The organism is Micromonospora chersina (assembly GCF_900091475.1).
GTDB classification, from domain to species: domain Bacteria; phylum Actinomycetota; class Actinomycetes; order Mycobacteriales; family Micromonosporaceae; genus Micromonospora; species Micromonospora chersina.
Map to the genome: position 1 here is coordinate 5,628,678 of NZ_FMIB01000002.1, position 26,921 is coordinate 5,655,598.

The window sequence follows — 26,921 nt, forward strand, 5'->3', positions numbered from 1 at the left end:
GACCGACCACCATGGCGCGATGACCGAAGCACGCAGCGCGCCCGGGGCGGTGCCGCCGGCTGTCACCGAGGCCGTCGCCGCAGCCGTGGGCGGGGACCACGACGACCTGCAGCGCCTCCTGGCCGCGCTGTCCGCGGTGGACGCCCGTGGTGACATGGACGCCGCCCGGGCGACCCTGCGCCTGCTGGCCGGGACGCCCCGGCTGCTGACCCGGCTCGACGAGCACGTCCGGTGGAATCCGTGGTCGGCGCCGTACCGATCGCCGGAGGTCGATCGCCTGGCCGCCACGCTCACCTCGCCCACGGTCGGTACGGTGGCCGTCGCCGTCGCGGCCAGCCACCCCGACGGGCGCGTCCGGGAACGGGCGGTGCGGGTGCTGCTGTCCCGGCCCGTGCCGGAACTGACCCCGTTCCTGGTGCTCCGCACCGCCGACTGGGCGCGGCCGGTGCGCGACGCCGCCCGGGCCGGCCTGGCGCTGCTGCTCGCCGACGAACCGACCACCCACCTGCCGGCCGCCGTCCCGGCCACCGCGCTGGTGTCCGTCCGCAACCGTGGCAGCTTCGCGCTCCAGCAGGTCACCGCCGCGCTCTCGTCCGCACCCGAGCGGCTTCGCGCCGAGGTGGGCCGCAATGCGCCGACCGCGCAGCGGCGCGTCCTGTTCGACCTGGACCTGGCGCACGGACGACTGCGGGTGGACGACCTGCTCGCCGCCGTCGCTGACCGGGACGTCCGGATACGGGCCCGGGCCGCGGAGGCCGCCGCCCGCGAGGCGGTCTGGACCGGCCGCCTGCCCGTGCTGCGGCGGCTCGCCGGCAACCGGCACGCCGAGGTGCGGGCGTTGGGCCTGATCGGACTGCTCCGCCTCGGCCGGCACGCCGAGGTCTCCGCCGTCGTCGACGACCGGCACCAGCTGGTCCGCGCCATCGCCCGCGAGGCGGCCCGGCGGGAGGGGGTCGACGCCCTGGCCGCATACCGGTCGGCGGTCAGCGGTGGGGCGCCGGGCGTCGGCGCGGTCGCCGGGCTGGCCGAGGTGGGCACCGACGGCGACGCCCCACTGCTGCACCCGCTGCTCGCCCACCCGGACCCCCGGCTGCGTGCCGCCGCGGTACGTGCCCTGGCCCGGATGGGCGCTGTGCCGGTGCCGCCGGTGGTGGCCCTGTTGCGCGACCCCGCCGCCGGAGTCGTCCGGGAGGCGGCCACCGCGCTGCGCCCGATCAGCGGGGCGCTCCCGCCCGAGCTGCCCTGGGAGTTGCTGGCCGACGAGCGGGTCGAACTCCGTCGCGCCGGCTACCGGCTGCTCGGCACCAGCCCGCCGACGCTGCGCCTGCGGGCCGGGCTGCTGCTCGTCAAGGACCCGGACCCCCGGCTCGCGGAACGTGCCCGCGCCGACGTGACCGGGCTGGCCCGGGCCAGCGTGTCGACATACCGCTGGGAGCCGCGGCCTCCGGAGCTGGAGCTGACCGCGCGGTTGCGGGACGAACTGCTCCGGCTGACCGCGGCGGCCGGGCCGGCCCTCGCCGCCCGTACGGTGGAGCGGCTGACGGACTGGCTACGACGCAGGTGATGGAGACGGTGGCGGGCCCATGACCAGGGAGGACGCGGAGCTGCTCCCGGCTCGGCGAACCAACGCCGAGGAGGCGCGAGGACGGGCCAGTCGCACACCGCTGAAACGAGTGCTCGCGTTCACGGCGACATTGGTTCTTGCCATGGGCTGTGGCTTGGGTGAGCTCACGGCGGACTACGGCGACCCGGTGACGCTCCAGGCGCCGGACCTCGTGGGCACCTGGCGCGGCGGTGAGCGAAGAATCATCGTGTTCCGCGAGGACCGGACGTTCACGGCGACCGACTTGCCGTCCGAGGCGTTTCACGACCTCCTGCCTGACACCTTCGACCCCTCTCGGGACCTCCTCGACGGGGCGGGCGAGTGGACGCTCGAGCCTCCGGCCAAGGAGGGTCTCTCGTCGGACGTGAAGCTGTCTTTCCGGCGGCTCGGTGGTGAGGACGTCGCGATGAGCGGCCCACACCCGAGCGTGTCGAAGGACAACGGGGTCGTGCGCCTCACCTTCTTCTACGTGGGTACCGGCGGAAACAGTTGGACCGCCTACGAGAAGTGTGTGGCTGACTGCGAGTAGGCGACGAGCGCGGGATCTCCCCGTCGGGCGGTTGTCGACCGTGCGGTCAGCTGGACGCGGAGGATCCCAGCGCTCGGACTACCCGTGAGCTGGGCCGGAGTGCGGTGGAGCGGGCGACGGGGATCGAACCCGCACCGTCAGTTTGGAAGAGCGTGCTCAACGGGCCGTGATGCCCGAAACGCCTGCGGTCGGCGGCAGAGCCGAAGGCCGCTCGTGCCCGCTCATGACCGCTGTGCGCCACGGTTACTGGCCCGTGGATGGCCCATCGCGGCCACCGGACCGGTTGCGTGAACCGACATCGGTGCTTCCGACGCCTACCGGATCGCAGGTGAACCCCGCCCGGTGACGTCGTAGGGTGCGGGGATGGTTGTGGATCTCGATCGGATCGTCGCCGCCCTGGACGAGCTGTTCGGCCTCGACGCGTCCGCACCCGACACCGCGATGAGCCGGCACCTACCCCGGGTCTACGACGAGGTCGGCACCGACTGGCGGGCGATCGTCGAGCCGCATTTCGCTCAACGGTTCAACGGACTCATGCGCCGCGGCCACCCGACCGTTCGCACCGTGTACGGTGCCTGCTTCCCATCGGCCGAAGTCATCGACGCTTGGCTGGCCGTGGCCGAGCGCGGCGACCTGCTGGTCACCCACCACCCGATCGACGTGCGCAACGGCTCACCCGAAGACGACACCTGGGCAGAGGGCTTCGTACCGATCGACGCGACCCAACTGAAGGCCATCACCGAGCGCGGATTGTCGATGTACGCCTGCCACGCCCCGATGGACACGTCGCTGCGGGTCGGCACCGCTGCGGCCATCGTCGAAGCGCTGAGCGGCACCGTCGTCAACCAGTTCTGGCCGTATGGCGATGGCCATGCGGGGCTCGTGGCCGACATTCCGGCGATCAGCAGCAGCGCTCTAGTACGCCGCGCCCGGGAGATCTTTGCGGTGGACAGCGTCGAGGTCGAGGGAGCAGTCCACGACGCGGTGACCCGTGTCGCGGTAGTCGGCGGCATTGGGGATCACGTCGACCAGATGGCATTGGCCGAACGCATGGGCGCCCAGGCGTACCTGACCGGTGAGCTGCACGTGCGCATAGAGGGCGACTACGGACGCCGCAAGTTCGCCGCCGTGCAAGCCTTCGCAGCGACCACCGGCATGACCCTGATCGGCGTCTCACACGCCGCCAGCGAACACCTGGTCATCGAGACGCAGCTAGCCCGCTGGTTCGCCGAAAACCACCGGATCACCCTTCGCCCCATCCGGGAACCGCACTGGTGGCGTTGAAGTGCGAGTGAGTGGTCTTGGCGGATAAGCGGATCTCCTCGTCGGGCAGTCGCCAGACCGTCCGGGGAGTCTGGTAGCCCTTGTGGTGCCCGACGAGGTGATCTGCGGCTGATCTCTGAGGAGGGCCGGGGCTCGGGGCGGAGCCCCGAGGTCTTCGAGTCCTGGTCGTCCTCAAGCGTGGCCGGCCGGCCCGGCCGATGCCGGCCGGAGGTCATGGACCAGCGGATCGCCCGGCAGACCCGAGGCAAGGGCGGCCAGAGCAGCTATGGCCCACGGATGGCCCGCAAGATCGGAGCGGGGGAGTGGCCGACCGGCCCAGGATCGGGGGATGCAGCCTCTGACCTGGGCCGGAGGCCGTTGGAGCGGGCGACGGGAATCGAACCCGCACCGTCAGTTTGGAAGACTGAAGCTCTGCCATTGAGCTACGCCCGCGACCGCCCCGCTCTCGCGGGACGCGCCCGACAGCCTACCGAATCCCCGAACCGGACGCGCAGCGCCGTACCGCGCGCCGCCCCGGGACCGCCCCGGTGCCCGTCCGGCGGGCCCGGACGGCATACACTCTTCGTCGCCACGGGGTGTGGCGCAGCTTGGTAGCGCACTCGCTTTGGGAGCGAGGGGCCGTGGGTTCAAATCCCGCCACCCCGACTGTCGTTCGCGCCGGGTCGTCCGGGAACCGCCGATTTTTTCCGCGCGGTACCCGGGCGCTGCCGATGCCGCAGGCCGGCTCGCCTACACTCGATGCGCGCAATCACGCCCAGACTCAACTGAGATCCGTCAAGGAGTACGCCTGTGAAGAGCACCGTCGAGACTCTGAGCCCGACGCGCGTGCGGCTCGCCATCGAGGTGCCGTTCGTCGAGCTCGAGCCGAGCCTCAAGAAGGCGTACCGGGAGATCGGCCAGCAGGTCCAGGTTCCCGGCTTCCGCCGGGGCAAGGTTCCCGCCGCCGTGATCGACCAGCGGGTGGGCCGGGGCACCGTCCTCAACGAGGCGGTGCAGGAGGCCATCCCGCAGAACATCCTGGCCGCGGTCCGCGAGCACGACCTGAAGACGCTCGGCCGTCCCGAGGTCGAGATCACCGAGTTCAACGACGGTGACTCCCTCAACTTCACCGCCGAGGTGGACGTCCGGCCGGAGATCACCCTGCCGGACCCGGCCACCATCGAGGTGACCGTGGACGAGATCCAGATCGCCGACAGCGAGATCGACGAGCAGGTCAACAGCCTGCGCGAGCGGTTCGCCACGCTGAAGACCGTCGAGCGGGCCGCCCAGGAGGGCGACTTCGTCCAGATCGACCTGAACGCCACCGTCGACGGCGAGGACGTGCCGGGCGGCCAGGCGAGCAACATCTCGCACGAGGTCGGCAGCAAGCAGCTCCTGCCGGGGCTGGACGAGGCGCTCGTCGGCCTGGCCGCCGGCGACAGCACCACCTTCTCCACCCAGCTGGTCGGCGGCGACTTCGCCGGCCGCGACGCCGATGTGGCGGTGACCGTCCGCACGGTCAAGGAGAAGGAGCTGCCCGAGCTCAACGACGACTTCGCCCAGCTGGCCAGCGAGTTCGACACCATCGAGGAGCTGCGCGCCGACCTGCGTGAGCGGGTCACCCGGGGCAAGCAGGTCGAGCAGATCTACGCCGCCCGCGACAAGGCCCTCGAGCAGATGGTCGCCGCCGCCGAGGTGCCGGCGCCGGAGGGTGTCGTCAAGGAGGAGGTCGAGAGCCGCAAGGCCGCGATGGTCGACCAGCTCGAGCGCATCGGCGCCTCCCTGGAGGAGTACCTCGCCGCGGAGGAGAAGACCGAGGAGCAGATCGACACCGAGCTGACCGAGGCCGCGACCGAGGGCGTCAAGATCCAGCTGCTGCTGGACACCCTCGCCGACGCCGAGGACGTCCAGGTCTCCGACGACGAGTTCGGTCACGAGATCGTCCACCGCGCCCAGCGCGCCGGCATGGCCCCGCAGCAGTACTACGACCAGCTGGTCCGCTCCGGCGCCGCCGCGGCCGTCTTCGGTGATGTCCGCCGGGGCAAGGCGCTCGCCTCGGTGATGGAGAAGATCAAGATCAAGGACGCAGCGGGCAACGAGGTCTCCCTCGACGCGCTGCGGGCCCAGAACGAGGCCGAGCACGACCACCAGCACTGATCGTCGGGCGTCGGCCGCCGTCCCGCGCTCCGCGCCGGGCGGCGGCCGAAACCCTTTTCCGGGTACGCCCTGCGGGTGACTGCGCTGAGAGCGAACAGTGCCCCGACCGGGAGTACGCCCCCCGGCCGAGCGGTTAGTGTCGGGTAGGACGGTACGGAGAGCGAAGGGCTGCCATGACCGACATGCACATCCCCAAGAAGTCGCTCCGGGCGATCGAGGCCCGCGGTGGCGACTCCATTGGCAACCTCGACGACTCGGTCTACAACCGGTTGCTCAAGGAGCGGATCATCTTCCTGGGCAGCGAGGTGACCGACCAGGTCGCCAACCGCATCTGCGCGCAGCTCCTGCTGCTCGCGGCGGAGGACCCGGACCGCGACATCAACCTCTGGATCAACTCGCCGGGTGGCTCGGTCTACTCCGGCATGGCGATCTACGACACCATGCAGTTCATCGACAACGACGTGTCGACCGTGGCGATGGGCATGGCCGCGTCGATGGGCCAGCTCCTGCTCTGCGCCGGCACGAAGGGCAAGCGCTACGCGCTGCCGCACGCGCGGATCATGATGCACCAGCCCTCGGGTGGCCTCGGCGGCACCGCGTCGGACATCGCGATCCAGGCCGAGCAGATGCTCTACACCAAGCGGATGTTCCAGGAGCGGGTCGCGCACCACACCGGCCAGAGCCAGGCGCAGATCGAGGCGGACTCGGACCGGGACCGCTGGTTCACCGCCCAGGAGGCCATGGACTACGGCTTCATCGACAAGGTGATCATCGGGGCCGCTCAGGTTCCGGATGGCGCCGGGACCCTGAGCTGAGGAGCTGACGATGACCGACCTGAGCCTGCCGCCCCAGTTCGCGGCCGTGCACAACCGCTACGTCCTGCCGTCGTTCGTCGAGCGCACGTCGTACGGGATGAAGGAGTCCAACCCGTACAACAAGCTGTTCGAGGACCGGATCATCTTCCTCGGCGTCCAGGTGGACGACGCGTCGGCCAACGACGTGATGGCCCAGCTGCTGACGCTGGAGGGCACCGACCCGGACCGCGACATCATCATGTACATCAACTCGCCGGGTGGCTCGTTCACGGCCATGACGGCGATCTACGACACCATGCAGTACGTCCGCCCGGACATCCAGACCGTCTGCCTCGGCCAGGCGGCCAGCGCGGCGGCGGTGCTGCTCGCGGCGGGCACCCCGGGCAAGCGGATGGCGCTGCCCAACTCCCGGATCATCATCCACCAGCCGGCCACCGAGGGCGGCTACGGCCAGGGGTCGGACATCGAGATCCAGGCCCGGGAGATCCTGCGGATGCGCACGCAGTTGGAGGACATGCTGTCCCGCCACTGCAACCGGCCCATCGAGCAGGTCCGCAAGGACATCGACCGTGACAAGATCATGACGGCCGAGGAGTCCAAGGAGTACGGGCTGGTCGACACGATCCTGACCAGCCGCAAGAAGGGTCTGCTGGCGTCTCACGCCGCCAGCTGAGCAGTGCCAGGTCGGAGGTCGGTCGGGGCGTCGTTCCCGGCCGACCTCTGACACACCCGTTTTGGGGGTCGGAGAAACCTCCGGCAGCGGGTAACGTCGGGTCTGTGCCGCTTCGCAGGGTCGGACCGGCGAGGTGGGACGACAGGACGGACGGGCGCGCGGCGCCCGCAGGTCAGGGGCCGGCGGACCGGCCGACGAGTGCAGGGAGAACGTAGGTGGCACGGATCGGTGACGGCGGCGACCTACTGAAGTGCTCCTTCTGCGGCAAGTCGCAGAAGCAGGTCAAGAAGCTGATTGCGGGCCCCGGGGTCTACATCTGCGACGAGTGCATCGATCTCTGCAACGAGATCATCGAAGAGGAGCTGGCCGAGTCCGGCGAGGTGAAGTGGGAAGAGCTTCCCAAGCCGATGGAGATCTGCCAGTTCCTCGACAACTACGTCGTCGGTCAGGAGCAGGCCAAGAAGGCGCTCGCCGTCGCGGTCTACAACCACTACAAGCGGATCCAGGCGGAGGCCGCCGGCGCCCCGGGTTCCGGTAGCGACGGCGTCGAGCTGGCCAAGTCCAACATCCTGCTGCTCGGCCCGACCGGCTGCGGCAAGACCCACCTGGCGCAGACCCTGGCCCGGATGCTCAACGTCCCGTTCGCCATCGCCGACGCGACCGCGCTGACCGAGGCGGGCTACGTCGGCGAGGACGTGGAGAACATCCTCCTCAAGCTCATCCAGGCCGCCGACTACGACATCAAGCGCGCCGAGACCGGGATCATCTACATCGACGAGGTCGACAAGATCGCCCGTAAGTCGGAGAACCCGTCGATCACCCGGGACGTCTCCGGCGAGGGTGTGCAGCAGGCGCTGCTGAAGATGCTCGAGGGCACGGTGGCCAACGTGCCGCCGCAGGGCGGGCGCAAGCACCCGCACCAGGAGTTCATCCAGATCGACACCACGAACGTGCTGTTCATCTGCGGTGGCGCCTTCGCCGGCCTCGACCAGATCATCGAGGCACGCACCGGCTCCGGCGGCACCGGCTTCGGCGCCCGGCTCCGGTCGGTCTCCGAGCGGTCGACCGACGACATCTTCAGCCAGGTCATGCCGGAGGACATGCTCAAGTTCGGGCTGATCCCCGAGTTCATCGGCCGGCTCCCGGTGATCACCAACGTGCGCAGCCTTGACCGCTCCGCGCTGGTCCGCATCCTCACCGAGCCGCGCAACGCCCTGGTCCGGCAATACCAGCGCCTCTTCGAGCTGGACGGCGTCGAGCTGGAGTTCGAGCAGCCCGCGCTGGAGGCCATCGCCGACCAGGCCATGCTCCGGGGCACCGGCGCCCGTGGACTGCGGGCGATCATGGAAGAGGTCCTGCTCTCCGTGATGTACGAGGTGCCGAGCAACCCCGACGCCGCCCGGGTGCTGATCACCCGCGAGGTCGTCCTGGAGAACGTCAACCCGACGATCGTTCCCCGCGAGTTCACCGGCCGGCGTGCCCGCCGGGACCGCGAGGAGAAGTCGGCCTGACCGCCCGCCGCGACCGCGCCCGGGTCAGCTCGGGCGCGGTCCGCCTGACCGCCCGCCGCGACCGCGCCCGGGTCAGCTCGGGCGCGGTCCGCGTGACCGGGTCCGCCGGTCCCACTCGCCCGACGGGGTGACCACCACCATCACCAGCCGCGCCGGCTCGTCGCCCGCGGTGCGGTAGCCGTGCTCGCGGTCGGCGTGGAACTCCACGGTCTCGCCGGCGCGCACCTCGTGGTCGACGCCCTCGACGGTGACCGTGACGGTACCGGCCAGCACGTGCAGCACCTCCCGGGTGCCGCGCGGGTGGTCGGCGGAGTGGTGCGCCTCGCCGGGCTGCAACCGCCACTCCCACAGCTCCACCAGGTCGGGCTCGCCGAGGCCGCTGAGCAGTCGCGCGGTGCCGCCGCCCTGGCCCCGCCACAGCACCGGAGCGTCGCCGGCCCGGGAGACCCGTACGGTGCTCTCCTCGGCGGGTTCGAGCAGCCGGGCGATGTTGACGCCGAACGCGTCGGCCACGCGGCAGAGCGTGCCGACGCTCGGGTTGGTCCGCGCTCCCTCGATCTGCACGAGCATGCCCTTGCTCACCCCGGAGCGGCCGGCCAGTTCCTCGAAGGACCAGCCGCGGGCGGCCCGCAGCTCGCGTACCTGTCGGGCGACCGCGGAGGTCACCGCGCCCACCCGCCCTCCGGCGTCGGTCATCACACTATCCTTCGCGGTCAATATTGTGGTACGACTGCCTGATGTTCCCCATTGTGCTCGCGGCGGTGTCCGCGGTCGCGTTCGGCACGGCCGACTTCTCCGGCGGCAAGGCGTCCCGGCACGCCGACCCGATCGCGGTGACAGTGGTGTCGCAACTGCTCAGCGTCCCGCTGCTGCTCGCCCTCGTGCTGATCGTGCCCGGCACGCCCGGCCCGCTCGACCTGGCCTGGGGGCTGCTCGCCGGGGTGGCCGGCGCGGCCGGCGTGATGCTGCTCTACAAGGCGCTGGCCGGCGGCATGATGGCGGTCGTCGCACCGGTCACCGCGATCACCGCCGCGGTCGTGCCGATCGTCGCCGGGCTGGTCACGGCACACTCCCCGGGCACCCTCGCGCTCGCCGGCGCCGGGCTCGCCGTCGTGGCCATCGCGCTGGTCAGCCTGGGGGAGGGCGGCACCACGGGGCGGGTGTCCGGCCGGCTCATCGGCATGGCCCTCGGCGCCGGGCTGCTCTTCGGGATCTTCTTCGCGCTGCTCGGCCAGGCCGACGAGGGCGCCGGCATGTGGCCGGTCGCCGCGGTACGCGTCAGCTCCATCGCCTTCGGTCTCGCGCTCGCCGTGCGCACCGGCGTACGCCTGCGGCTCGGACCGCGCGTGCTCCGGTGGGCGGCGGCGGCCGGCCTGCTGGACTCGGCGGCCAACGCGCTCTTCCTGGCCGCCGCCGGCCGGGGGCACCTCAGCGTGGTGGCCGCCATCGCCGCGCTCTATCCGGCGAGCACCGTGCTGCTCGCGCTCGCGGTCGACCGGGAACGGCTCCGCCCGGTGCAACTGGCCGGGCTCGGATTCGCCGCCGGCGCGCTGGTGCTGGCGAGCGTCTGAGCCCTGTCGCCGCCCGTCCTCCGCCCGTACGCTGAGCGTCATGCGTGTCGCCGTGTGTCAGCTCAACGCCCGTGACGACCGGACCGCGAACCTCGCCGCCGCCGAGGCCCTGCTGGCCCGGGCCGCGGCGGCCGGCGCGGACCTCGCCGTCCTCCCGGAGTACGTGGACTACCTCGGCCTGGCCGCCGGCATGCCTCCGGCCGAGCCGGTCGACGGCGTGGTCGGCCGCTTCTTCGCGGACGCCGCCCGCCGGCTCGGCATCTGGGTGATCGCCGGCTCGTTCCACGAGGCGGGTCCGGACCCCGAGCACACCTGGAACACCTCGCTGGTCTTCGACCGGGACGGCGCGCTCGCCGCCAGTTACCGCAAGATCCACCTGTACGACGTCGAGATTCCCGGCCGGGTCTCCTACCAGGAGTCGGCCACGGTGGCGGCGGGTGAGAAGCCCGTGGTGGTCGACGTCGAGGGTCTCCGGGTCGGCCTGTCGATCTGCTACGACCTCCGGTTCCCCGAGCTTTACCGGCAACTGGCCACCGAGGGCGGAGCCGAGCTGCTGGTCGTGCCGGCCGCGTTCATGATGCACACCGGGCGCGACCACTGGGAGGTGCTGCTCCGGGCCCGGGCGATCGAGAACCAGTGCTACGTCGCGGCCGCCGGCCAGACGGGTGACCACGAGCCGGGGCGGACCTGCTTCGGGCGCAGCATGGTGGTGGACCCGTGGGGGACGGTCCTCAGCCAGGTTGCCGACGGCCCGGGGCTCGCCGTGACCGACCTGGACCTCGACCGCCTGCGGACGATCCGCGTCGAGGTGCCCAGCCTCGCCAACCGGCGGCTCTGAACCGGCTCAGCTCTCCAGCAGCACGCCGACGACGGTGAAGCCGGCGATCGCCGCCGCGGTGACGAGCAGGGCGGTGGTCATCCGCGAGGGACCGCGCCGGACGAGGCGTCCCACCGACAGCAGGACGACGGCGAGCACGAAGGCGCCGATGACCAGCTGCCAGAACGGCAGGAGGAGCCCGAGCAGGGCCTCCTCGGCGAGCGTCGTCGCCGGGAGCCGGGACACGTCATCCATGCCAGACACTCTGGCACGGATGAGCCCGCGGTGGTCCCGTCCGATGGGCGGCTTTCCGCCGCCGGCCGCCGGCTTCGGCCCGCCGGCCGCTCGGGCAGAGATGATCGTTGATTTGCCTTCTCAGGGCCGTCCGCGTAACTTTCTCTCTGCACGCGGGAGGCCGGACAAACCGGCCGAGAACGGGCGCCAGGCTGGTGGCGGTGACGCCGAGCCAGACTGAGGATCGGGCGGTGCGGAACACTCCGGGAAACACGGGGTTGCGATCGCGAAGCCGACCGGGTAGAGTTCGAAAGCCGGCAGGGAGCCGGGCGGGTGGCCGCGAAAGCGGCGATCGGCCGGTCCGCCGGAAACCACGACAGTAACGACCGCCGGTCACGGCGTGCGTGAGCGTGGATCGGCTCGAACCAAGTTGATCACCTCAAACACGAGGTTGACAGCGAGGATCGCACCGAGTAAGTTAGAGAGGTTGCCCCGGACGGGGTCCTGCTGGTGCGGGGTTCCGGATGGTGTGTGGTTGTTCTTTGAGAACTCAACAGGGTGCTTGTTAAGCCAGTGCCAAATTGATTTATACCCCGGACTGGTCAGGCTTTGTTCTGGCTGGTTGGGATTCCTTTGGCAACACTTTTGTTGTCAGGATGATTGTTCAACAAAGATTTTTGTTGGAGAGTTTGATCCTGGCTCAGGACGAACGCTGGCGGCGTGCTTAACACATGCAAGTCGAGCGGAAAGGCCCTTCGGGGTACTCGAGCGGCGAACGGGTGAGTAACACGTGAGCAACCTGCCCTAGGCTTTGGGATAACCCCGGGAAACCGGGGCTAATACCGAATAGGACCTGGCCTCGCATGAGGTTGGGTGGAAAGTTTTTCGGCCTGGGATGGGCTCGCGGCCTATCAGCTTGTTGGTGGGGTGATGGCCTACCAAGGCGACGACGGGTAGCCGGCCTGAGAGGGCGACCGGCCACACTGGGACTGAGACACGGCCCAGACTCCTACGGGAGGCAGCAGTGGGGAATATTGCACAATGGGCGGAAGCCTGATGCAGCGACGCCGCGTGAGGGATGACGGCCTTCGGGTTGTAAACCTCTTTCAGCAGGGACGAAGCGTAAGTGACGGTACCTGCAGAAGAAGCGCCGGCCAACTACGTGCCAGCAGCCGCGGTAAGACGTAGGGCGCGAGCGTTGTCCGGATTTATTGGGCGTAAAGAGCTCGTAGGCGGCTTGTCGCGTCGACTGTGAAAACCCGCAGCTCAACTGCGGGCCTGCAGTCGATACGGGCAGGCTAGAGTTCGGTAGGGGAGACTGGAATTCCTGGTGTAGCGGTGAAATGCGCAGATATCAGGAGGAACACCGGTGGCGAAGGCGGGTCTCTGGGCCGATACTGACGCTGAGGAGCGAAAGCGTGGGGAGCGAACAGGATTAGATACCCTGGTAGTCCACGCTGTAAACGTTGGGCGCTAGGTGTGGGGGGCCTCTCCGGTTCCCTGTGCCGCAGCTAACGCATTAAGCGCCCCGCCTGGGGAGTACGGCCGCAAGGCTAAAACTCAAAGGAATTGACGGGGGCCCGCACAAGCGGCGGAGCATGCGGATTAATTCGATGCAACGCGAAGAACCTTACCTGGGTTTGACATGGCCGCAAAACTCGCAGAGATGTGAGGTCCTTCGGGGGCGGTCACAGGTGGTGCATGGCTGTCGTCAGCTCGTGTCGTGAGATGTTGGGTTAAGTCCCGCAACGAGCGCAACCCTCGTTCGATGTTGCCAGCGCGTAATGGCGGGGACTCATCGAAGACTGCCGGGGTCAACTCGGAGGAAGGTGGGGATGAGGTCAAGTCATCATGCCCCTTATGTCCAGGGCTTCACGCATGCTACAATGGCCGGTACAATGGGCTGCGATACCGTGAGGTGGAGCGAATCCCAAAAAGCCGGTCTCAGTTCGGATCGGGGTCTGCAACTCGACCCCGTGAAGTCGGAGTCGCTAGTAATCGCAGATCAGCAACGCTGCGGTGAATACGTTCCCGGGCCTTGTACACACCGCCCGTCACGTCACGAAAGTCGGCAACACCCGAAGCCGGTGGCCCAACCCTTGTGGAGGGAGCCGTCGAAGGTGGGGCTGGCGATTGGGACGAAGTCGTAACAAGGTAGCCGTACCGGAAGGTGCGGCTGGATCACCTCCTTTCTAAGGAGCACCTTCACCCGAAAGGGTGCAAGGAGCCCGCGCCACCCGAATGTGGTGGTGGGGTGCTCAATGGCGGAGACACTGGCGAGTCTTTCCCTGGCAACGGCTGGGATCCTTCTAGTACGGCCACCTTCGGGTGGTGTGGAACGAAGTCCTGGTGCGGCTGGGGGAGGATGTAAAGCACCCTGTTGGGTCCTGAAGGAACAACCGTTGGTTGTCTTTCAGAGCCGTGAGCGGAGCGGATGAGCTTCGCCGGCGCCAGGCATGGCCTGGCCTCGCATACCGGATCCTCCTGTGGGGGGTTGCTGGTGTGGGGCGTGTCGGGTTGTGGGTTGGTCGTTTGTTGAGAATTGCACAGTGGACGCGAGCATCTTTGTGGTCAAGTTGTCAAGGGCGAACGGTGGATGCCTTGGCACCAGGAGCCGATGAAGGACGTGGGAGGCCGCGATAGGCCTGGGGGAGCTGTCAACCAAGCTGTGATCCCAGGGTGTCCGAATGGGGAAACCCGGCACCAGTCATGTGGTGTCACCCGCACCTGAACACATAGGGTGTGTGGGGGGAACGCGGGGAAGTGAAACATCTCAGTACCCGTAGGAAGAGAAAACAACAAGTGATTCCGTGAGTAGTGGCGAGCGAAAGCGGATTGAGGCTAAACCGGCTGCGTGTGATACCTGTCAGGGGTTGCGTGGTCGGGGTTGTGGGACCCCGCTGAACGAGCTGACACTCGTTCGAGGAGTTACAAAGTCAGTGGCTAGTCGAACAGTCTGGAAAGGCTGACCGTAGACGGTGAGAGTCCGGTAGGTGAAAGTTGCTGACCTTCTGTGGGTGTTCCCGAGTAGCGGCGGACCCCTGAAATCTGCCGTGAATCTGCCAGGACCACCTGGTAAGCCTAAATACTTCCTGGTGACCGATAGCGGACGAGTACCGTGAGGGAATGGTGAAAAGTACCCCGGGAGGGGAGTGAAATAGTACCTGAAACCGTTCGCCTACAATCCGTCGGAGCCTTGCGGGGTGACGGCGTGCCTTTTGAAGAATGAGCCTGCGAGTTAGTGGCATGTGGCGAGGTTAACCCGTGTGGGGGAGCCGTAGCGAAAGCGAGTCTGAATAGGGCGAATATAGTCGCATGCTCTAGACCCGAAGCGGAGTGATCTAGCCATGGGCAGGCTGAAGCGCGGGTAAGACCGCGTGGAGGGCCGAACCCACCAACGTTGAAAAGTTGGGGGATGACCTGTGGTTAGGGGTGAAAGGCCAATCAAACTCCGTGATAGCTGGTTCTCCCCGAAATGCATTTAGGTGCAGCGTCGCGTGTTTCTTGCCGGAGGTAGAGCACTGGATGGTCTAGGGGGCCCACAAGCTTACCGAAATCAGCCAAACTCCGAATGCCGGTAAGTGAGAGCGCGGCAGTGAGACTGCGGGGGATAAGCTTCGTAGTCGAGAGGGAAACAGCCCAGATCACCAGCTAAGGCCCCTAAGCGTGTGCTAAGTGGAAAAGGATGTGGGGTCGCATAGACAACCAGGAGGTTGGCTTAGAAGCAGCCACCCTTTAAAGAGTGCGTAATAGCTCACTGGTCAAGTGGTTCCGCGCCGACAATGTAGCGGGGCTCAAGCACACCGCCGAAGCTGTGGCATTCACATTTTAACCTCGCTTGGACTTGATTCCTTGTGCAGGTGTGTGGATGGGTAGGGGAGCGTCGTGCCGCGAGTGAAGCAACGGGGTGACCTAGTTGTGGACGCGGCACGAGTGAGAATGCAGGCATGAGTAGCGAAAGAAGGGTGAGAAACCCTTCCGCCGGATGACCAAGGGTTCCAGGGCCAGGCTAATCCGCCCTGGGTGAGTCGGGACCTAAGGCGAGGCCGAGAGGCGTAGTCGATGGACAACGGGTTGATATTCCCGTACCCGCGAAAGAGCGACCCTGACGAACCTCGTTGTGCTAACCACCCAAACCAGCCAAGGTCTTCGGACTGAGGTTGGGGAGCGTGGGAACCTGGCGGGTAGTAGTCAAGCGATGGGGTGACGCAGGAAGGTAGCTGAGCCCGGCCGGTGGTTGTGCCGGGGTAAGCGTGTAGGCCGTGCCGTAGGCAAATCCGCGGTGCATATAGGCTGAGACGTGATGCCGAGCCGATTCAGGTGAAGTCAGTGATCCTATGCTGCCGAGAAAAGCCTCTAGCGAGTTCTTAGCGGCCCGTACCCCAAACCGACACAGGTGGTCAGGTAGAGAATACCGAGGCGATCGGGCGAACTGTGGTTAAGGAACTCGGCAAATTGCCCCCGTAACTTAGGGAGAAGGGGGGCCGGAGACGTGAAGCCCCGCGCGGGTGGAGCGTTGTATGGCCGCAGAGAGCAGGGGGAAGCGACTGTTTACTAAAAACACAGGTCCATGCGAAGAAGTAATTCGATGTATATGGACTGACGCCTGCCCGGTGCTGGAACGTTAAGGGGACCTGTTAGCTCTTCGGGGCGAAGCGGAGAACTTAAGCGCCAGTAAACGGCGGTGGTAACTATAACCATCCTAAGGTAGCGAAATTCCTTGTCGGGTAAGTTCCGACCTGCACGAATGGCGTAACGACTTCCCCACTGTCTCAACCACAGGCCCGGCGAAATTGCATTACGAGTAAAGATGCTCGTTACGCGCGGCAGGACGGAAAGACCCCGGGACCTTTACTATAGCTTGACATTGGTACTTGAGTTAGCTTGTGTAGGATAGGTGGGAGCCGGTGAAGCTCATACGCCAGTATGGGTGGAGGCAATCTTGAAATACCACTCTGGTTGATTTGGGTATCTAACTTCGGACCGTTATCCGGTTCAGGGACAGTGTCTGGTGGGTAGTTTAACTGGGGCGGTTGCCTCCTAAAGGGTAACGGAGGCGCCCAAAGGTTCCCTCAGCCTGGTTGGCAATCAGGTGTTGAGTGCAAGTGCACAAGGGAGCTTGACTGTGAGACTGACAGGTCGAGCAGGGACGAAAGTCGGGACTAGTGATCCGGCACTGGCATGTGGAAGCGGTGTCGCTCAACGGATAAAAGGTACCCCGGGGATAACAGGCTGATCTTCCCCAAGAGTCCATATCGACGGGATGGTTTGGCACCTCGATGTCGGCTCGTCGCATCCTGGGGCTGTAGCAGGTCCCAAGGGTTGGGCTGTTCGCCCATTAAAGCGGTACGCGAGCTGGGTTTAGAACGTCGTGAGACAGTTCGGTCCCTATCCGCCGTGCGCGTAGGATACTTGAGAAGGGCTGTCCCTAGTACGAGAGGACCGGGACGGACGAACCTCTGGTGTGCCAGTTGTCCCGCCAGGGGCACGGCTGGTTAGCTACGTTCGGAAGGGATAACCGCTGAAAGCATCTAAGCGGGAAGCTCGCTTCAAGATGAGGTATCCCACCACTCTTTGAGTGGGTAAGGCCCCCAGCTAGACGACTGGGTTGATAGGCCGGAAATGTAAGCCCGGTAACGGGTTCAGTTGACCGGTACTAATAGGCCGAGGACTTGACTACGAAGCTGCTACGCGTCCACTGTGCAACTCTGAACGAGCGAACAACACCCAACAATGGTTGGTTGAGTTGTTTGACATGTTCATAGAGTTACGGCGGTCATGGCGGAGGGGAAACGCCCGGTCACATTCCGAACCCGGAAGCTAAGCCCTCCAGCGCCGATGGTACTGCACTCGGGAGGGTGTGGGAGAGTAGGACACCGCCGGACAATCTTCCAGTCAGGGCCACCCTTCGGGGTGGCCCTGACTGCGTTCACAAGTGAAATGGCGCCCCGAAGGGGCGCCGCCGGGTCACCGGTGCTGGATGCCCTCGCGGAGCTTGCGGAACAGCGCCGCGGCCTCGTCCACCGACCGGCCCGGGAACATCCCCATCGCGACGCTGCCGTGGTCGGCCCAGCCGCAGACCGCGAAGTCGCCGCCGTCGCCGCTCGTCGTACCGCACTTCATGACGCCGCCCAGGCGGCCGGCGTCCACCTCGCGCAGGGCCGTCACCTTGCCGGTCTCGTCGGCCATCAGCCCGAAGAGGCTGTCCAGGTCCCGCTCCGGCTGCCACAGCAGGGTGGTGCCGCCGAAGAGCAGCACCGACCGCTTGGCGTCCGCCGGGTCGGTGTAGACCGTGCCGAAGCTCCGGTCCAGTTCGATGTCGGCGGCGAAACCGTCGCGCAGGTAGTCGGCGGTGCTGCGGGCCCGGTCGCTGTCGTCCCGCGTGAGCCCCGCCACCGTTGCCGGCGCGGTCAGCTCGGTGTCCTTCTCCGACAGCACCCGCCAGCCACCGAGGCCGAGCGCCCCGGCGCCGGCCAGCCCGACCACCAGCGCGGCCGTGAGCGCGATCTTCCGCCGCCGCGAGACGGGGCGTCGTTCGGGCTCCAGCGCGGGGTCGCGGCGGCTCAGCCGGATCGGCTCGTCGGTCAGGTCGACGGGCTCCGGGCCCTCGTCGACCGGACGCTCGGTGAGGTGCGCGTCGGACATGTCCGCCACCGTACGCGAACTAACAGGTGGCGCACGCGGGGTCTCCGAAAGCGCTCCGTAGACTTTCAGGGTGACCGAGAGACTGGATGCCCGACGCCCCGACGCCCCGACCCTTGCCGGCCAGTACCAGCCCGGCGAGGTAGAGCAGCGACGGTACGAGCAGTGGGTAGCCGCCGGCCACTTCCGGGCGTCGGCGGACAGCGACAAGCCGCCCTTCACCATCGTCATCCCGCCGCCGAACGTCACCGGCTCGCTGCACATGGGCCACGCGTTCGAGCACACCCTCATGGACGCGCTGAACCGGCGTAAGCGGATGCAGGGCTACGAGGCGCTGTGGCTGCCCGGCATGGACCACGCCGGCATCGCCACCCAGAACCTGGTCGAGCGGCAGCTCGCCGGCGAGGGGCTGTCCCGGCACGACCTGGGCCGGGAGAAGTTCGTCGAGCGGGTCTGGCAGTGGAAGGCCGAGTCCGGCGGCGCCATCCTGGGCCAGATGCGCCGGCTCGGCGACGCCGTCGACTGGGACCGCGAGCGCTTCACCATGGACGAGGGCCTGTCCCGGGCCGTCCAGACGATGTTCAAGAAGCTCTTCGACGACGGGCTCATCTACCGGGCGAACCGGATCATCAACTGGTGCCCGCGCTGCCTCACCGCGCTCTCCGACATCGAGGTCGAGCACACCGACGACGAGGGTGAGCTGATCTCGATCCGCTACAGCGACGAGGTAGTGGTGGCCACCACCCGGGCCGAGACCATGCTCGGCGACACCGCGGTCGCGGTGCACCCGGACGACGAGCGCTACCGGCACCTCATCGGCACCGAGGTCGCCCTGCCGCTGACCGACCGGCGCATCCCGATCGTCGCCGACGAGCACGTCGACCCGAGCTTCGGCACCGGCATGGTCAAGGTGACGCCGGCGCACGACCCGAACGACTTCGAGATCGGCCAGCGGCACGACCTGCCGCAGCTCACGATCATGGACGAGCGCGGCATCATCACGGCGCCGGGCCCGTTCCAGGGCCTGGACCGGTACGAGGCCCGCCCGGCGATCGTGGCGGCGCTGCGCGAGCAGGGCCTGATCGTGGCCGAGAAGCGGCCGTACGTGCACGCGGTGGGGCACTGCTCCCGCTGCAAGACCACCGTCGAGCCGCGGCTGTCGCTCCAGTGGTTCGTCAACACCGCCCCGCTGGCCAAGGCCGCCGGTGACGCGGTGCGCGACGGCCGGGTGAAGATCGAGCCGGCCGAGCTGGCCAAGCGCTACTTCGCCTGGGTCGACAACATGCACGACTGGTGCATCTCCCGGCAGCTCTGGTGGGGTCACCGCATCCCGGTCTGGTACGGCCCGGACGGCGAGATCGTCTGCGTCGGCCCGGACGAGGAGCCGCCGACCGGCGACGGCTGGCGGCAGGACGAGGACGTCCTGGACACCTGGTTCTCCAGCGGCCTCTGGCCGTTCTCCACGCTCGGCTGGCCGGAGCGCACCCCGGACCTCGCGAAGTTCTACCCGACCAGCGTGCTGGTCACCGGCTACGACATCCTCTTCTTCTGGGTCGCCCGGATGATGATGTTCGGCCTCTACGCCATGGACGGCGTGCAGCCGTTCGACGTGGTCGCCCTGCACGGCATGGTCCGCGACGAGCACGGCAAGAAGATGTCGAAGTCGTTCGGCAACGTGGTCGACCCGCTGGACTGGATCGACCGGTTCGGCGCCGACGCCACCCGGTTCACCCTCGCCCGGGGCGCCAACCCCGGTCAGGACGTGCCGGTCAGCGAGGAGTGGTGCCAGGGCTCGCGGAACTTCTGCAACAAGCTCTGGAACGCCACCCGGTTCGCGCTGCTCAACGGCGCCCACACCGACGGGCCGCTGCCGGCCGCCGCCGAGCTGTCGACCGTCGACAGGTGGATCCTCTCCCGGCTGGCGCACGTCACGGCCGAGGTGGACGAGCAGTTCGAGGCGTACGAGTTCGCCAAGGTCTGTGACCTGCTCTACCACTTCGCCTGGGACGACGTCTGCGACTGGTACGTGGAGCTGAGCAAGCCGGTGCTCGCCGAGGGCGGGCCGGCCGCCGACGCCACCCGCCGGGTGCTCGGGCACGTGCTGGACCAGCTGCTGCGGCTGCTGCACCCGGTGATCCCGTTCGTCACCGAGGAGCTGTGGACCGCGCTGACCGGCGGCGAGACGGTGATGACCGCCGCCTGGCCGGCGGCCGACCGTACCCTCGTGGACGACGCCGCGGAGGTCGAGGTCGGCACCCTCCAGCGGGTGGTGACCGAGATCCGGCGCTTCCGGTCCGACCAGGGCCTGCGCCCGACGCAGCGGGTGGCGGCCCGGCTCGACGGCCTGGCCGGCGCGGGCATCGCGGCGCACGAGCCGCTGGTCCGCTCGCTGGTCCGGCTCGACGCCCCCGGCGACGACTTCCAGGCCAGCGCCACCCTCGCCATGCCGGGCGAGGTCAGCGTCGCCCTGGACACCCGGGGTTCGATCGACGTGGCCGCCGAGCGGGCCCGACTGACCAAGGACCGGGCGGCCGCCGAGAAGGAGGCCGCGCAGGCGCGGGCGAAGCTGGACAACCCGGCGTTCGTCGGCAAGGCCCCGGAGCCGGTGGTCGCCAAGATCCGCGAGCGGCTGGCGGTGGCCGAGGCGGATCTTGTTCGGATCAACGCCGCCCTGGAGGCGCTGCCGTCGTGACCGACCGCACCGAATTCGCCGAGGTGGAGGCCGCGCTCAACGCGCGCGGCTTCACCCGCATGCGCTTCGAGCTGGAGAAGATCGAGAGCCTGCTCGACCTGCTCGGCAGCCCGCAGCGGGCGTACCCGTCGATCCACCTGACCGGGACCAACGGCAAGACCTCGACGGCCCGGATGATCGACTCGCTGCTGCGGGCGTTCGGGCTGCACACCGGCCGCTACACCAGCCCGCACCTGGAGACCGTCCGGGAGCGGATCAGCCTGGACGGCGAGCCGGTGAGCGAGGACCGCTTCGTGGCGACCTACCGCGAGGTGGCGCCCCTCGCCGAGCTGGTCGACCAGCGCTCCGAGGAGCCGCTCACCTACTTCGACCTGACCACCGCGCTGGCCTTCGCCACCTTCGCCGACGCCCCCGTGGACGTCGCCGTGGTGGAGGTGGGGCTCGGCGGCGCCGAGGACGCCACAAACGTCATCCAGGCCGGGGTCGCCGTGATCACCCCGATCGGGCTGGACCACACCGAGTGGCTCGGCGACACCATCGAGGACATCGCCCTGCACAAGGCGGGCATCATCCACTCCGGCGCCACGGTGATCGCCGCGGCCCAGGAGGAGGAGGCCGCCCGGCCGATCCTGGAGCGCTGCGCCGAGGTGAACGCCACCGTCGCGCGGGAGGGCGCCGAGTTCGGCGTGCTGCGCCGCGCGGTGGCCGTCGGCGGCCAGGTGCTCACCATCCAGGGCCTGGGCGGGGTGTACGAGGAGATCTTCATCCCGCTGCACGGCGCCCACCAGGCACAGAACGCCGCCGTGGCGCTGGCCGCGGTGGAGGCGTTCCTCGGCGCGGGCGCGCGACGGCAGCTCGACATCGAGGCGGTCCGGGAGGGCTTCGCGGCGACCAGCTCGCCGGGGCGGCTGGAGAAGGTGCGCACCGCCCCCACGATCCTGCTCGACGGCGCGCACAACCCGCACGGGATGGCCGCCACCGTCACGGCGCTCCAGGAGGAGTTCGCGTTCAGCAAGCTGGTCGGCGTGCTGGCCGTGCTCGGCGACAAGGACGCGGCCAGCCTGCTGGAGCTGCTGGAGCCGGTGCTCGACTCGATCGTGGTCACCGCGAACAGCTCGCCCCGGGCGATGCCCGTCGACGAGCTGGCCGCGCTGGCCCGGGAGACCTTCGGGCCGGACCGGGTGCAGGTGGCCGAGGAGATGCCGGACGCCATCGAGGCGGCCGTCGCCGAGGCCGAGTCCGACGTGCCGGGCGAGCTGGCCGGGGTGGGCGTGCTGATTACCGGATCGGTGGTGACCGTGGCCGACGCCCGCCGGCTGCTCAAGCGATGACCGGCCCGGTGGAGGAGCGCCCCGGCACGGGCGCCCCGTCCGAAGGCGCCCCGGCTCAGGGCGCTCAGACCGGAGGCGCTCCGGCCGAGGGCGGCGGGCAGCGGCGGTCCGGGCTGCGCAACCCCGACAAGGCGGTCCGCGGCCTCGGCGCCGGCACGCTCGCCCTGGAGGCGCTCGTGCTGCTGCTGGCCATCCAGCCGATCCGGGTGGTCGGCGGCGACCTGAGCGGCGCCGCCCTCGGTGCGATCGTCGCGCTGGCGGTCGCCTGTGTGGCGCTCGCCGGGCAGATGAAGCGGGCCTGGGCCTGGCACGCCGGCACGGTGCTCCAGGGCCTGCTGCTGCTCTCCGGGCTGCTGCACTGGTCGCTGTTCGCGCTCGGCGTCATGTTCGCGCTGGTGTGGGCGTACGCGCTGCACGTGCGGCGGGTCATCCTCGGCTGAGCGGGGCCCCGGTCGCCGTGCTGCGGGGCGGGGCTCAGGCGTCGGCGAGGGTGCGCCACTGGGTGAGCGCCACGCCGTGCCCGTCCGGGTCGCGGAAGGCGGCCGCCCACACCTCCAGCTTCGTGCCCCGGTTGACCACCCGCGGGGCGTACGTGAACCGGACGCCCGAGCCGCGCAGCCGCTCGTACGCCGCCTGGATGTCGTCGACCTCCAGGTTGACGTGGACCAGCCGGCGGCTGATCGGGGCGGCCCCGGTCACCCGGCGCAGCACCAGGCGGGTCGGCCCGGAGGCGAGCACGGCGTTGCCCTCGCCCCGGTCCAGCTCGTCGAAGCCGAGGTCCCGGTAGAAGTCCAGGGATCGGTCGAGGTCGGTGACGAGCAGGGTGATGCCGACCCCGCTGATCGGGCTCGCCACCTCGGCCGGCGCGTCGCCGGCCGGGCCGAAGATGGCCTCGTCCAGCTCCTCCGCGGTGGGCGGCGCGTCGCCGGCCGGCTCGTCCAGCGGGACGTCGATGGGGTCCATCGGCACGGTGTCGAACCCCTCCTCGGCGGGCGGGCGGGGCGCCGGGGCCCGGCGGGGGAGCGGGCCGCCCACGGTCGGCTCGACCAACTGCCCCTCCAGCACGACCCCGCCGCCGGGGCGCTGGTGCAGCACCACGGGCTCCCGCTCCTCCGGCAGCACGGTGAGGTCGTCGAGGAGGGGATCGGGCGCGGGCGGGTAGTCGTCGCGGAAGTCGTCCTCCGGGGCCCGGTCGGCCCACGGCGGGGCCTCCTGCCCGATGAGCACCTCGTCGATCGGGTCCGGGTCGGCGTACTCGGGTGGCAGGTCGGCCACCGCGGCGGCGGTCTCGGCGTGGGTGGGCACCTCGTCCCACAGCACGCGGACGTGCCGCTGGTCGTCAAGGGCGACCCGGACGGGCAGCGCCTGGCCGAGCGACGGCCACTTGGCGACCGGGACCCGCGGCTCGATGATCTTCTTGGACCGGGGCGGCAGGCCGGGCGCGTCGATCACCAGTTGCAGTTCACAGCGGCCGAAGGCGTACTGGGTGGGCGGCTCGGAGGCGCTGTGCACGTGACCCAGCCCGACCACCCAGGTGCGGCCGCCGCCACGGACCGTGGCCAGGGCGATGGCCAGCACCAGCAGGGCGAAACCGAGCGCCACGATGGCCCAGCTCGTCATGCCCAGCCCGAACAGGATCACGAACGTGGCCAGGGTGCCCAGCACGGCGCCGATCAGCTTGCGCACGGGCGCGATCGGTCGGTTCCCGCCATTCGCCACAGTGGACCTCCCAGGGGTTCCAGGGCCAGGCTAGGCCGCCGCGACGACCCAGGGAAGGAGCAGCCGCCGCGCCGGCGCCGGGACCGGGTCGCTACGCTGACCGTACCCAGCCCGACCCGGTTCCGCGCACAGGAGGAAACCAGCGTGTCCAGCAGCAGCCCGGACGAGCGCACGCTCGTACTGATCAAGCCCGACGCGGTCCGCCGCGGTCTGGTGGGGGAGATCCTCGCCCGTTTCGAGCGCAAGGGCCTGCGGATCGACGCGCTGGTGACCCGCACCATGGACGGCGACTTCGCCGACCAGCACTACGCCGAGCACGTGGACAAGCCGTTCTACCCGCCGCTGAAGGCGTTCATGACCGGCGGTCCGCTGGTGGCCCTGGTGCTCTCCGGCGACCAGGTGATCGAGGTGGTGCGCGGCATGATCGGCAGCACCGACGGCCGCAAGGCCGCCGCCGGCACGATCCGCGGTGACTTCTCGCTCTCGAACCGGGAGAACCTGGTCCACGCCTCCGACTCGGTCGACAGCGCCAAGCGCGAGATCGGCCTCTGGTTCCCCGAGCTCGGCTGACCCGGCTTCACCACGGCCCCGGTCCCGCGCCCGCGGGCCGGGGCCGCGGCACGTGCTCAGCCGGGCAGGAGGTCGAGCTTGTCCGGGTTGCCGATCAGGTAGAAGCCGGTGATCCGGCCGTCGGCGGCCGCCACGGAGAGCGTGTAGCGGGCTCCGGACGGCAGGTGCAGCAGCAGCGCCGGCGCGCCGTTGAGCTCGATCCGGTCGCCCCGGACGCCGGGGTGCCGTCGGTGGTACAGGCCGGTGAAGAAGCGGGCGATCCGCTCCGCGCCGAGCACCGGTTTGCGGGCGGCCGAGACCCGGCCGCCGCCGTCGTTCCAGGCGGTGGCGTCGTCGGCCACGAGGCCGGTCAGCCGGGCCAGGTCGCCGTCGCGCGCCGCGGCCAGGAAGGCGTCCAGCAGGCGCCGCTGCTCCGCCGCGCCGGCGGTGAACCGCCGCCGGCCCTCGGCGATCCGGGCGACCGCGCGGTGGTGCAGCTGCCGGCAGTCCGCCGCGGACCGGTCCAGCAGGTCGCCGATCTCGGCGTACGGCAGGGCGAAGGCGGTGTGCAGCACGTAGACCGCGCGCTCGGGCGGGGTGAGCCGTTCCAGCAGGTGCAGCAGCGCGGTGGAAAGCGTGTCCCGCTGCTCGACGGTCTCCAGCGGGCCGAACGGCGACGGATCGGTCGGCACCGGCTCCGGTAGCCACGGCCCCACGTAGGTCTCCCGGGCCGACTGCCGGGCGCGGAGCCGGTCCAGGGCGAGCCGGGTGACCACCCGGGACAGGTAGCGGCGCGGTTCGGCCACGCTGTCCCGGTCGACGTCCAGCCAGCGCAGGTACGCCTCCTGGAGCACGTCCTCGGCGTCGTGCAGGCTGCCGAGCAGCCGGTACGCCAGCCCGAGCAGCATCGGCCGGTGCGCGAGGAGCGCACCGGCCGCCTGCGCCGCCGCCGAGGGTGAGGTCACACCTCGACCGGCGGCTCGGTGCGGGTGCTCACCGAGATCCTGTTCCACACGTTGATTGTGGCGATCGCGACCACCAGATCGGCCAGTTCCTTCTCCGACCAGACCTTCGCGGCGGCGTCCCACACGTCGTCCGGCACGCCGTGCTCGCCGAGCCGGGTCACCGAGTCGGTCAGCGCCAGCGCGGTCCGCTCCCGCTCGGTGAAGAAGGGCGCCTCGCGCCACGCCGCGACGGCGAACAGCCGCCGGCTGGACTCCCCGGCCGCCAGCGCGTCCCGGCTGTGCATGTCCACGCAGAACGAGCAGCCGTTCAGCATCGACGCCCGCAGCTTGACCAGCTCCAGCACGGTGTGGTCGACGTTCTTCTGCACGTACTTCTCCAGGCCGAGCACCGCCTGGTACGCCTGCGGCACCACCGCCGGCATGTCGATTCGGCTCATGGCCGCCTCCCTCATCTCGTCGGTACGCCCATACGACGGATCGGGGTCGCGGCGGTGTGACGGTGCGGGATGTGACGGTGGTCATGGGGGAGCTGCCCGGGCGCCGCCCTGGGGGAATCGGACCGGACAGCTCCCCGTGTCGACCCCCGGTCGACGCCGCGGACCGCTCCCCGCCCCGCGGCGTCGGCCGACTGACCCGGGCGGACGCGAGGCGACCATCCGGCGGGACCGGTGCTGCGCGGGTCACGCTAGGCGCGGGGCGGCCGTCTGCGCCATGGATTCGGGCGTGGCCGAATCCTCACGCGGTCCGGTCCACGGGCTCGCCGGAGAGCAGGCCCAGCAGCGCGGCGCCGGTCGGCTCCAGCCCGTAGAGCACCCGCCGGCCGACCCGCCGGCGGTGCACCACCCCGGCGGCGAGCAGCGCGGACAGGTGCTCCGAGACGGTGCTCGGCGCCAGCCCGAGGGCGGCGGCCAGGCCGGCGGTGGTGGCCGGGCGGCCCAGTGCCCGCAGCACCGTGGCGCGGCCCCGGCCGAGCAGCAGCGCCAGGCGGTCGGTCACCGGGTCCGGTTGCCCGGCCGGCCCGGCGGCCAGCAGCGCCGCGCCCCGGGCCGGGTAGGAGACCGCCACCACGTTCGGGTGGTCGGTGGAGCAGGCCAGCCCGCCGCCGGAGAAGATCAGCGGAATGAGCAGCAGCCGCTGGTCGGCGGCACGGACCTCCTGCTCCCACGGCTTCACCACGGTCAGCACCGGCCGCTCCCACCGGGCCTGCTCGTGCAGGTCGGCCAGGAGCGCGTCCGGCCCGTCGGCGGCCAGCGCCCGCGCCCGGTGCAGCACCTCCTCGTCCAGCGCCGCCCGCATCGCCGGCCACCAGGGCGCGAGCGCCGCCTCCCACCAGCCGAGCAGGTCGTCGGCGACCCGGTCGAGGGCGGCGCGCGGGTCGGTCGCGTACGGGCGCAGCCAGTCCGGGACACCGTCCGGCCAGTGCCGGGCGAGCTGCTCGGCGACCAGTTCCGCCGGGGTGTCGCGCAGCGCGGCGGTCTCCTCGGCCAGGGTCGGCGCGGCGGTGGGCGGGATCGGGCTGAGGAAGTCCGGCATGTTCGCCCCGGCGTCCAGGTAGACCCGCAGCGGCGCCGACTCGGGCAGCCCGGCCAGCACCCGGCGGGCCTGCCGCGCCCAGTCGGTGTAGGGCCAGGGCAGCTCGTCGGGGTTGCGGTGCAGCAGCCAGAAGCCGGCCTGGATCTCCCACAGCGGACTGACCGCGATCCGGGTGTGGGCCACGGTCCTGTCGTCCAGATGGATCCGGATCACGCCGCGAGGCTACCGGTACCGGTGTGGCGGGTGTGGACAGCCGCCGTTGAGGTGCTGGCCACCTCGGGCGGCACCCGCCGTCATGTCCGGCCGGTAGACCGGGC

20 protein-coding genes, 2 tRNA genes and 3 rRNA genes are annotated in these 26,921 nt (G+C 69.5%); 17 read left to right on the forward strand and 8 right to left on the reverse strand.

Features of this window, described 5'->3' with window-relative positions; all coding sequences use genetic code 11:
* Nucleotides 1-19: 19 nt before the first annotated feature.
* The 3 genes from GA0070603_RS26255 (at nt 20) to GA0070603_RS26265 (ending at nt 3,416) form a co-directional block, all read left to right on the forward strand.
* Complete coding sequence (locus tag GA0070603_RS26255; RefSeq protein WP_139131934.1) at nt 20-1,564, forward strand: HEAT repeat domain-containing protein; 1,545 nt, start codon at nt 20-22, stop codon at nt 1,562-1,564.
* Nucleotides 1,565-1,583: 19 nt separating this feature from the next.
* On the forward strand, nt 1,584-2,132 hold the full coding sequence (locus GA0070603_RS26260; protein ID WP_139131935.1) for a hypothetical protein: 549 nt from the start codon (nt 1,584-1,586) through the stop codon (nt 2,130-2,132).
* A 363-nt stretch (nt 2,133-2,495) separates the two neighbouring features.
* Entirely contained in the window at nt 2,496-3,416 is a 921-nt protein-coding gene (locus GA0070603_RS26265; protein ID WP_091319113.1) for a Nif3-like dinuclear metal center hexameric protein, read from the forward strand.
* A gap of 358 nt (nt 3,417-3,774) precedes the next feature.
* Here the strand turns inward: GA0070603_RS26265 and GA0070603_RS26270 are convergent.
* Nucleotides 3,775-3,848 (reverse strand) — tRNA-Gly (locus GA0070603_RS26270).
* 139 nt (nt 3,849-3,987) lie between these two features.
* Here GA0070603_RS26270 and GA0070603_RS26275 point away from each other — a divergent pair.
* The 5 genes from GA0070603_RS26275 (at nt 3,988) to clpX (ending at nt 8,551) form a co-directional block, all read left to right on the forward strand.
* Nucleotides 3,988-4,061 (forward strand) — tRNA-Pro (locus tag GA0070603_RS26275).
* A gap of 144 nt (nt 4,062-4,205) precedes the next feature.
* Nucleotides 4,206-5,552: a trigger factor gene (gene tig / locus GA0070603_RS26280; protein ID WP_091319115.1), complete on the forward strand. Its 1,347-nt coding sequence runs from the start codon at nt 4,206-4,208 to the stop codon at nt 5,550-5,552.
* Between the two features lie 173 nt (nt 5,553-5,725).
* Complete coding sequence (locus GA0070603_RS26285; RefSeq protein ID WP_088960728.1) at nt 5,726-6,367, forward strand: ATP-dependent Clp protease proteolytic subunit; 642 nt, start codon at nt 5,726-5,728, stop codon at nt 6,365-6,367.
* Between the two features lie 10 nt (nt 6,368-6,377).
* Nucleotides 6,378-7,040: an ATP-dependent Clp protease proteolytic subunit gene (locus GA0070603_RS26290; RefSeq protein ID WP_091319117.1), complete on the forward strand. Its 663-nt coding sequence runs from the start codon at nt 6,378-6,380 to the stop codon at nt 7,038-7,040.
* 215 nt (nt 7,041-7,255) lie between these two features.
* Complete coding sequence (gene clpX, locus GA0070603_RS26295; protein ID WP_091319119.1) at nt 7,256-8,551, forward strand: ATP-dependent Clp protease ATP-binding subunit ClpX; 1,296 nt, start codon at nt 7,256-7,258, stop codon at nt 8,549-8,551.
* Between the two features lie 72 nt (nt 8,552-8,623).
* Here the strand turns inward: clpX and GA0070603_RS26300 are convergent, their stop codons facing one another.
* Nucleotides 8,624-9,247 carry a helix-turn-helix domain-containing protein gene (locus GA0070603_RS26300; RefSeq protein ID WP_091319122.1) on the reverse strand — a complete coding sequence of 208 codons (624 nt, stop codon included), beginning with the start codon at nt 9,245-9,247 and terminating at the stop codon, nt 8,624-8,626.
* A gap of 41 nt (nt 9,248-9,288) precedes the next feature.
* On the opposite strand from GA0070603_RS26300, the gene GA0070603_RS26305 reads away from it, so the two are divergent.
* Both GA0070603_RS26305 and GA0070603_RS26310 read left to right on the forward strand, forming a co-directional pair.
* Nucleotides 9,289-10,122: a DMT family transporter gene (locus GA0070603_RS26305; RefSeq protein WP_091319124.1), complete on the forward strand. Its 834-nt coding sequence runs from the start codon at nt 9,289-9,291 to the stop codon at nt 10,120-10,122.
* Between the two features lie 40 nt (nt 10,123-10,162).
* Complete coding sequence (locus GA0070603_RS26310) at nt 10,163-10,960, forward strand: carbon-nitrogen hydrolase family protein (RefSeq protein WP_091319127.1); 798 nt, start codon at nt 10,163-10,165, stop codon at nt 10,958-10,960.
* 6 nt (nt 10,961-10,966) lie between these two features.
* Here the strand turns inward: GA0070603_RS26310 and GA0070603_RS26315 are convergent, their stop codons facing one another.
* Nucleotides 10,967-11,194, reverse strand: coding sequence for a hypothetical protein (locus GA0070603_RS26315; RefSeq protein ID WP_212833068.1), 228 nt, complete (start codon nt 11,192-11,194; stop codon nt 10,967-10,969).
* Between the two features lie 656 nt (nt 11,195-11,850).
* Between GA0070603_RS26315 and GA0070603_RS26320 the strand changes: the two genes are divergently transcribed.
* The 3 genes from GA0070603_RS26320 to rrf all read left to right on the forward strand — a co-directional run bounded on the left by GA0070603_RS26320 (nt 11,851) and on the right by rrf (nt 17,058).
* A 16S ribosomal RNA gene (locus tag GA0070603_RS26320) occupies nt 11,851-13,365 on the forward strand.
* 377 nt (nt 13,366-13,742) lie between these two features.
* A 23S ribosomal RNA gene (locus GA0070603_RS26325) occupies nt 13,743-16,853 on the forward strand.
* A gap of 88 nt (nt 16,854-16,941) precedes the next feature.
* Nucleotides 16,942-17,058, forward strand: a 5S ribosomal RNA gene (gene rrf / locus GA0070603_RS26330).
* Together the 16S, 23S and 5S rRNA genes form the textbook arrangement of a ribosomal RNA operon.
* 82 nt (nt 17,059-17,140) lie before the next feature.
* Here the strand turns inward: rrf and GA0070603_RS26335 are convergent.
* Nucleotides 17,141-17,818, reverse strand: a complete 678-nt coding sequence (locus tag GA0070603_RS26335; RefSeq protein WP_091319131.1) for a hypothetical protein — start codon at nt 17,816-17,818, stop codon at nt 17,141-17,143.
* Between the two features lie 70 nt (nt 17,819-17,888).
* Here GA0070603_RS26335 and GA0070603_RS26340 point away from each other — a divergent pair, with 70 nt between their 5' ends.
* Genes GA0070603_RS26340 through GA0070603_RS26350 form a run of 3 tightly spaced genes read left to right on the forward strand, consistent with a single transcriptional unit; the run spans nt 17,889 to nt 22,278 of the window.
* A complete protein-coding gene (locus GA0070603_RS26340; protein WP_091319134.1) occupies nt 17,889-20,507 on the forward strand; it encodes a valine--tRNA ligase in 2,619 nt (872 codons plus the stop codon).
* The gene (locus tag GA0070603_RS26345; protein WP_091319135.1) at nt 20,504-21,838 is read left to right on the forward strand and encodes a bifunctional folylpolyglutamate synthase/dihydrofolate synthase; all 1,335 of its coding nucleotides are present in this window, start codon (nt 20,504-20,506) and stop codon (nt 21,836-21,838) included. The genes GA0070603_RS26340 and GA0070603_RS26345 overlap by 4 nt, the downstream gene beginning before the upstream one ends.
* Complete coding sequence (locus tag GA0070603_RS26350; RefSeq protein WP_244282612.1) at nt 21,835-22,278, forward strand: DUF4233 domain-containing protein; 444 nt, start codon at nt 21,835-21,837, stop codon at nt 22,276-22,278. The genes GA0070603_RS26345 and GA0070603_RS26350 overlap by 4 nt, the downstream gene beginning before the upstream one ends.
* A 34-nt stretch (nt 22,279-22,312) precedes the next feature.
* Here GA0070603_RS26350 and GA0070603_RS26355 read toward each other — a convergent pair whose 3' ends face one another.
* Complete coding sequence (locus GA0070603_RS26355; RefSeq protein WP_091319138.1) at nt 22,313-23,557, reverse strand: VOC family protein; 1,245 nt, start codon at nt 23,555-23,557, stop codon at nt 22,313-22,315.
* 144 nt (nt 23,558-23,701) lie between these two features.
* On the opposite strand from GA0070603_RS26355, the gene ndk reads away from it, so the two are divergent.
* Nucleotides 23,702-24,127 carry a nucleoside-diphosphate kinase gene (gene ndk / locus GA0070603_RS26360; RefSeq protein ID WP_091319140.1) on the forward strand — a complete coding sequence of 142 codons (426 nt, stop codon included), beginning with the start codon at nt 23,702-23,704 and terminating at the stop codon, nt 24,125-24,127.
* Between the two features lie 56 nt (nt 24,128-24,183).
* On the opposite strand, the gene sigJ is transcribed toward ndk, so the two are convergent.
* The 3 genes from sigJ to GA0070603_RS26375 form a co-directional block, all read right to left on the reverse strand.
* The gene (gene sigJ / locus GA0070603_RS26365; RefSeq protein ID WP_244282613.1) at nt 24,184-25,071 is read right to left on the reverse strand and encodes an RNA polymerase sigma factor SigJ; all 888 of its coding nucleotides are present in this window, start codon (nt 25,069-25,071) and stop codon (nt 24,184-24,186) included.
* The gene (locus tag GA0070603_RS26370) at nt 25,068-25,508 is read right to left on the reverse strand and encodes a carboxymuconolactone decarboxylase family protein (RefSeq protein ID WP_091319142.1); all 441 of its coding nucleotides are present in this window, start codon (nt 25,506-25,508) and stop codon (nt 25,068-25,070) included. The genes sigJ and GA0070603_RS26370 overlap by 4 nt, the downstream gene beginning before the upstream one ends.
* A 298-nt stretch (nt 25,509-25,806) precedes the next feature.
* Nucleotides 25,807-26,817 carry an ArsR family transcriptional regulator gene (locus GA0070603_RS26375; protein ID WP_091319144.1) on the reverse strand — a complete coding sequence of 337 codons (1,011 nt, stop codon included), beginning with the start codon at nt 26,815-26,817 and terminating at the stop codon, nt 25,807-25,809.
* Nucleotides 26,818-26,921: the final 104 nt, after the last annotated feature.

Bases quoted from the DNA above. Each gene is read 5' to 3' on its own strand.
- GA0070603_RS26265 (WP_091319113.1), top strand. From the start codon at position 2,496: ATGGTTGTGGATCTCGATCGGATCGTCGCCGCCCTGGACGAGCTGTTC.
- GA0070603_RS26310 (WP_091319127.1), top strand. From the start codon at position 10,163: ATGCGTGTCGCCGTGTGTCAGCTCAACGCCCGTGACGACCGGACCGCG.
- GA0070603_RS26350 (WP_244282612.1), top strand. From the start codon at position 21,835: ATGACCGGCCCGGTGGAGGAGCGCCCCGGCACGGGCGCCCCGTCCGAA.
- GA0070603_RS26300 (WP_091319122.1), bottom strand. From the start codon at position 9,247: ATGACCGACGCCGGAGGGCGGGTGGGCGCGGTGACCTCCGCGGTCGCC.
- GA0070603_RS26335 (WP_091319131.1), bottom strand. From the start codon at position 17,818: ATGTCCGACGCGCACCTCACCGAGCGTCCGGTCGACGAGGGCCCGGAG.
- GA0070603_RS26260 (WP_139131935.1), top strand. From the start codon at position 1,584: ATGACCAGGGAGGACGCGGAGCTGCTCCCGGCTCGGCGAACCAACGCC.
- GA0070603_RS26290 (WP_091319117.1), top strand. From the start codon at position 6,378: ATGACCGACCTGAGCCTGCCGCCCCAGTTCGCGGCCGTGCACAACCGC.
- GA0070603_RS26305 (WP_091319124.1), top strand. From the start codon at position 9,289: ATGTTCCCCATTGTGCTCGCGGCGGTGTCCGCGGTCGCGTTCGGCACG.
- GA0070603_RS26285 (WP_088960728.1), top strand. From the start codon at position 5,726: ATGACCGACATGCACATCCCCAAGAAGTCGCTCCGGGCGATCGAGGCC.
- GA0070603_RS26255 (WP_139131934.1), top strand. From the start codon at position 20: ATGACCGAAGCACGCAGCGCGCCCGGGGCGGTGCCGCCGGCTGTCACC.
- GA0070603_RS26370 (WP_091319142.1), bottom strand. From the start codon at position 25,508: ATGAGCCGAATCGACATGCCGGCGGTGGTGCCGCAGGCGTACCAGGCG.
- GA0070603_RS26315 (WP_212833068.1), bottom strand. From the start codon at position 11,194: ATGGATGACGTGTCCCGGCTCCCGGCGACGACGCTCGCCGAGGAGGCC.